3 protein-coding genes are annotated in these 3,505 nt (G+C 41.5%); 2 read left to right on the plus strand and 1 reads right to left on the minus strand.

The genetic code is table 11. The annotated features are described in order from the left end of the window. Positions 1–280 precede the first annotated feature (280 nt). Together DSM107010_RS18390 and DSM107010_RS18395 are read left to right on the plus strand one after the other, a co-directional pair. Positions 281–1,309, plus strand: a complete 1,029-nt coding sequence (locus tag DSM107010_RS18390; protein WP_106170932.1) for a cysteine hydrolase family protein — start codon at positions 281–283, stop codon at positions 1,307–1,309. Between the two features lie 34 nt (positions 1,310–1,343). After that, positions 1,344–2,546 (plus strand): glycosyltransferase family 4 protein, encoded by a 1,203-nt coding sequence (locus DSM107010_RS18395; RefSeq protein ID WP_106170929.1) that lies wholly within the window; start codon positions 1,344–1,346, stop codon positions 2,544–2,546. On the opposite strand, the gene larE is transcribed toward DSM107010_RS18395, so the two are convergent. Next, entirely contained in the window at positions 2,513–3,331 is an 819-nt protein-coding gene (larE, locus tag DSM107010_RS18400; protein ID WP_106170926.1) for an ATP-dependent sacrificial sulfur transferase LarE, read from the minus strand. The two genes, DSM107010_RS18395 and larE, sit on opposite strands and share 34 nt — an antisense overlap. Positions 3,332–3,505 lie beyond the last annotated feature (174 nt).

Below are 3,505 nucleotides of genomic sequence, written 5' to 3' on the forward strand. Positions count from 1 at the left end.
GCTATTTATGCTGTTATGACTCGAATTATGCTACGTCGCCTATCTGCTTAAAGGTTTACTTTATAAATAGGTTCTAATAGAAACAGCGAATGATAGCGGTTTTCAATTGGGTAAAATACGCGATCTGTAGGGGCGCACAGCTGTGCGCCCCTACCAATGTCACGCACGCAATCGAGAATTGCTATGAGACTAATGGTTTGAAACCCGCACAGGCGGGTTTTGCCTGTGTAGGCGCAAATTCTATTCGCCTAACTGCAATTCGTCCAAAGAACAAAACCCCATGAGTACAACCACCCAGTTACCAATTCCCCCTCACTTTGCACCAGAGAAAGTTGGCGAAGTCTGGCGCGTCCCTTACCAACAAAGGGCAGCAGCGGCGAGAGAGTGGGCAAAAAAATATCAAATTCAACCAGCATCAGCAGATAAAACTCAAGTTTGTTTGCTACTAATTGACATACAAAATACTTTTTGCATTCCCAGTTTTGAATTATTTGTGGGTGGACAATCCGGTACTGGGGCAGTCGAAGATAATCGGAGACTGTGTGAATTTATTTATCGTAATTTAGGAGTGATTAGCGCGATCGCACCGACTCTAGATACTCACACGGCAATGCAGATTTTTCATCCAATCCTTTGGATTAACCAAGATGGAGAACATCCAACGCCATCTGCAACAAATATTACGCCTACAGATATCGAACAAGGGATTTGGCAAGTTAATCCTGCTGTAGCGTATAGTTTAAAATTAGACTACAGTATGCTCCAAAAACATGCTTTACATTATGTCAATCAACTGAGTCAGCATGGCAAATATCCCCTCACGGTTTGGTCTTATCATTCCATGTTAGGTGGCATCGGTCATGCTTTAGTTTCTGCGGTGGAAGAAGCGGTATTTTTCCATTGTATTGCCCGCGATAGTCAAACTCAATTTGAAATTAAAGGGAACAATCCATTAACAGAAAACTATTCCGTCTTGCGTCCCGAAGTTCTTGATGGTGCAGATGGCAAACCAATTGCTCAAAAGAATTCTCGGTTAATTCAACAACTATTAGAATTTGATGCTGTTATTATTGCAGGGCAAGCTAAAAGCCATTGTGTTGCTTGGACTGTAGATGATTTATTAACTGAAATTCAGCAAGTCGATCCGAGTCTGGCTCAGAAAGTTTATTTATTAGAAGATTGTACTTCTGCTGTTGTCGTGCCTGGTGTAGTTGACTACACCGAACAAGCAAACGCGGCTTTTCAAAGGTTTACCGATGCTGGAATGCAGATTGTGAAATCAACTCAACCTTTGGCGATCGCTAGTTAACCTAACTGAAGTATCGATCGAGGAGAAGCCTATTGTGCTGATTGGTTATAAATTCGATGCATATCCAGAAAAAAGAAATATTATCGACATAGTTCCCGATACTAAATACAAAAAAGTTCGCGATTTTTTTCTGTTGAAACAAAGGATTGCGAGTCAATTCAATCAGCTTGCTAACCGAGAGATATTTTCTCTGATTGACTCTTACAATCAATTTTACGATTTCGATTTGAATCGAGTTAGCCTTTTACATTTTTTCAATACAATCAGTTATGGTTCTACTCCCTGGATTACGACATTTGAAACATTTTTACCGAGATTGACTTGCTTGCTTTCATGTCCGAGCGATCGCAACTTAGAAATCGATTTTTCCGCTCTGAAAACTGAATCTAAAATGCATAAAGCTTTTCAAGCAATTTCTCGCGATGCTTGTCGGCAAATTATCGCTATGTCTGATTGCAATGCTAATATGCAAAGAAGGCTGCTAAAAGAATTTCCTGAATATCAAGAAAGCATAGAAAGCAAACTGATAGTTATGCATCCGCCACAAAGGGAGTTTGTTTCTAAATATGCAGATAAAAAATTGAGCCTGGATGAAACGACAAAATTTATATTTGTTGGTTCTTCTTTCTTTCGCAAAGGAGGGCAAGAAATTATGCAGACATTAAAAGCTTTAAAAGAGCGCTATAAATATAATCTTGAGTTAACAGTTATTAGCTCTCTTAATATTGATAATTATGCTACTAAAGAGACGCTTGCTGATGTTGAACAAGTAAAGCATTCGCTCCAGCAATCTGACTGGATTCATTATTTTCCCCAATTACCCAATCACGAAGTTATTGAATTGATGAAAAAGGCGCATATCGGTTTATTACCGACTTACGCTGATACGTATGGCTACTCTGTTTTGGAATTTCAAGCAGCAGGGTGTCCTGTGATTACAACTAATGTCAGAGCTTTAACCGAAATCAATAATAATCATGTAGGATGGACGATTGAGGTTCCTAAAAATAGTTTAGGAGAAGCAATTTACACGACAAAAGAAGATAGAGACACTATTAGCAAATTGATTCGTGAGGGCATCGAACGAGCAGTACATGAGATATTTGCTAATCGTCAGATAATTCTAGAGAAATCTCATAACTCAATCTCTAGAATCATCGAGCATCATTCCATCGATCGCTACGCAGCAAAGTTAAGAAACATCTACCTCGAAGCCATCGGCGCGGACAAAACTTGATTGAGCTTTCCACTCCGATAACCTTCTAGATCGAGCGTGACGTAAACAAAACCATAACTTTGAAATGCCGCAGTCAGCGCCACTAAATCTGTCTGGGCGACAAAATCTTTAATCAGATCTGGCATTAACTCGATTCTTGCCGTATCTCCCTCCGATCGCACCCTTAAATTTTGCCATCCCAACTTGCGTAAATAAATTTCTGCCCTTCCTACCCGCTGTAGCTTAGATACAGTAATCTCTTCGCCATAGGGAAAGCGGGAACTGAGACAGGGTTGGGCTGGTTTATCCCACCAAGACAAGCCTAGTTGTTGCGATAATTGCCGTACTTCGGCTTTTGTCACTCCTATTTCTGCCAGAGGCGATCGCACGCCGCGTTCTTTCGCCGCCTGAATCCCTGGGCGATAATCGCGTAAATCGTCAGCATTCACCCCATCGACAATATAAGGATATCCCCATTCCTTTGCCAAGGGTTTGAGCGTATCGTGTAACTCACTTTTACAGAAATAGCAGCGATTCACGGGATTGGAAGTGTAATTTGGATTATCCATTTCATGCGTTTGAATAATTTTATGGACAATTCCGATTTGTGCTGCTTGAACTTGGGCATCTTCCAATTCTTCGGGCAACAAAGAAGGAGAAACAGCCGTAACTGCGATCGCGCGATCGCCCAAAACATCAGTAGCAATCTTAGCGACTAAAGTGCTATCTACACCCCCAGAATAGGCAATCAACGCCCGTTCCATCTGAGCAAACAAAGCCTTTAACTGCTCTAGTTTTTGTAACATTAGTCTGAATCTGCGATCGTTCTGTTTCTATTGTAAGAAGTCTAGTTATTGGTTGTTGGTAATGGGTAATTGGTAGTTGGTAATTGGTTAACCGCCCCCTTGTCCCCCTTCGCCCCCTAATCCCCACTCCCTTCGGTCGTGGGGTCCCCGAGTTCCCCCTTGTCCCCCTTGTCC

Source organism: Chroococcidiopsis cubana SAG 39.79 (assembly GCF_003991895.1).
Classification (GTDB): Bacteria; Cyanobacteriota; Cyanobacteriia; order Cyanobacteriales; family Chroococcidiopsidaceae; genus Chroococcidiopsis; species Chroococcidiopsis thermalis.